This window comes from Clostridium sp. BIOML-A1 (assembly GCF_009874105.1).
Classification (GTDB): Bacteria; Bacillota; Clostridia; order Lachnospirales; family Lachnospiraceae; genus Coprococcus.
The window spans coordinates 1-1847 of record NZ_WWTL01000025.1; the positions used below are offsets into that span (position 1 = coordinate 1).

The following is a 1847-nucleotide window of genomic DNA, read 5'->3' on the forward strand; positions in this document are numbered from 1 at the left end:
ATAAAACCTGTAGTTATGCAGGCGGTTTTTAATAATAAAGAAAAGTTAAGTAAATGTTTTGACTGGGAAGGATGGAGACATTCTGATGGTATGTGGGGAGCTATAAAGCGATGGGTGAAAATACTAAAAGAAAAATATGGGAAATGTTTAGAATATGATATGGAAGATGCCTGATGAGTTTTATTTAAAATACAAAGATGTTTTTGATAACCCTAAGTGGTATGATTAAGTAACAGGTGAAATGATATATTCTAGTACTGGAATAGTTGATGCAATACTAGAAAACTTAATAATTAATATGTGAAAGTTATTAAGGAGTAGAAAATAACTATGAATATTAAAACATTAAAAGAAGCTTTTGAAATAATTAATATTGATATGTTATATGATGAAGGCATAATTCGAGAAAAGAAAGCTGGTAATGAGGATTACTATGGTTTTCAATTTTCAGAAAAATTATGGAATATTTTTTCATATCAAAGAGGAAATAAAAAAATTTTATATTCGTTTGATGAGAAATCTAAAGCTGTAAAACATTTTATGATTTTTATGATAAAGAAAAAGATTTTAAAAGAATATTTAATGCCAATAATATCAGATAACCCGATAATATATGATGCAAATGTTTCTTATGCCGATATAATAAATATATTCAATAGCAATAATATCAAAATTGAAAAATTATATATTTATAGTTTAAGTCTTATAAATTGTGATAATTATATTAGTTTAATTGTTATTAACAATATAGAAAAAAAGAAAATATATGTAAATGATATGACTGATATAACTGATGCATTATTTGTTTTTCTGCAATTTGGAATTGTTTTATATAACTATATTGCATTGATCAGTACTATTGAAAATAGTGGGATAAAAATAAACGCATTAAATGATAAAGATATAATTACTTTGCTTAAAGATTATTAGAGTTGAGGTATATAAATAAGCTGGAGAAATTTTTTACGAAATATATTGATGAATTAATAAGAAAACTGAATAATGAAAATATAATTATGAATGGTTGTACAGAAAAACAAATAAGTGAATTACAACAGCTTTGTAATGGTTTTTGTTTACCACAGTCATATATAGAATTTATGAAATGTATGGGAAATGGAACTGGTGGACAATTTATGAGAGGTGACTCTTGCTTTATGAATGAAATATTTTATTTAAAAGAAGGAGCAAATGAATTACTTATTGAAAATAATTCTAAAAATATATTATTGGATGAAGATTTTGTATTTTGGATGAGTCAGGGGTGCATGTGTTTTTTTTTAAACTGAATGAGGGAGATAATCCCCCAATATATTTTTATAATGAACATGGTAATGATAAGTTTGTAAGAATTGCTTATTCATTTACAGATTTTTTAATATCTCGCTTAGAAATGAATGGTTCATTATTTGAAGAAAAATGAATAGAGAATTGATAACTGATAAAAGGGAGTGCGAGCATGATTGATTACATAGGAATTGCAAGAAAAGCCGTAGAATGTGATGATATGGTCAAATTGTTAGAGGGAAAGGGTGAGTATCGTTGCGAATTTTATTATTATGGATTTCCACCTGATGCGGATGTTACGGATTGGAATAATCTTATATCAAGAGGAATTTATGCACTGTATAACGAGGGTGGGTATGACTGTATTCCGGATATGATTATTGAAGCAATTAAAGAAATGTGTGAGGGAGATGTTGAAGAGGTATACTGTGCGTTTAATGTTTTTTTTGATATTGTACTGGAGGAAAGACAGAATTTCAAACTGGCGCCATTTCACATATCTGAGCAGATAAAACCCGTAGTTATGCAGGCAGTTTTCAATAATAAAGAAAAGTTAAGTA

At 27.1% G+C, this 1847-nt stretch carries 3 protein-coding genes; all 3 read left to right on the top strand.

From position 1 onward, the window contains the following. Positions 1-330: 330 nt before the first annotated feature. Complete coding sequence (locus GT641_RS12785) at positions 331-930, top strand: hypothetical protein (protein WP_161117732.1); 600 nt, start codon at positions 331-333, stop codon at positions 928-930. Between the two features lie 86 nt (positions 931-1016). Next, positions 1017-1289 (top strand): SMI1/KNR4 family protein, encoded by a 273-nt coding sequence (locus GT641_RS12790; RefSeq protein WP_204986404.1) that lies wholly within the window; start codon positions 1017-1019, stop codon positions 1287-1289. A gap of 170 nt (positions 1290-1459) precedes the next feature. Further along, positions 1460-1847, top strand: a 388-nt coding sequence (locus tag GT641_RS12795; protein ID WP_161117733.1) for a hypothetical protein, incomplete at its 3' end; no start/stop codon positions are given.

Excerpts from the sequence above, each read along its gene's own strand:
- GT641_RS12785 (WP_161117732.1), top strand. The coding sequence starts at position 331 with ATGAATATTAAAACATTAAAAGAAGCTTTTGAAATAATTAATATTGAT.
- GT641_RS12790 (WP_204986404.1), top strand. The coding sequence starts at position 1,017 with ATGAATGGTTGTACAGAAAAACAAATAAGTGAATTACAACAGCTTTGT.